The 257-nt window shown below is 35.0% G+C and carries 1 protein-coding gene; it reads left to right on the top strand.

The annotated features are described in order from the left end of the window. Nucleotides 1–257: M23 family metallopeptidase (locus ELQ12_RS10080; protein ID WP_134264765.1), on the top strand; the 257-nt coding region annotated here is incomplete at both ends.

Genomic DNA, 257 nt, shown 5'->3' with positions numbered 1-257 from the left:
GTAATAATTCAGGCAAAGTCGTATTTGCAGAAGAAAATGGAATTTATGGACTTAATTTAATCGTCTATCATGGTTTTGGAGTTTATAGTCTTTATGGGCATTGTTCTTCTAAAAGTGTTGAACTTGATGAGATTTTAAGCAAAAAAAGTGTAATAGGTAGAACAGGTGTAAGTGGATTGGCTTTGGGGGATCATTTGCACTTTGGTGTTTTAGTTCAAGGTGTTGAAACACGCCCTGAGCAATGGCAAGATAAAAAA

It is taken from the genome of Campylobacter sp. US25a (genome assembly GCF_004379075.1).
In the GTDB taxonomy this organism is placed as follows: domain Bacteria; phylum Campylobacterota; class Campylobacteria; order Campylobacterales; family Campylobacteraceae; genus Campylobacter_D; species Campylobacter_D jejuni.
The sequence above is the reverse complement of the archived record's forward strand: the minus strand, read 5'-3'. Positions and strand labels throughout refer to the sequence as shown.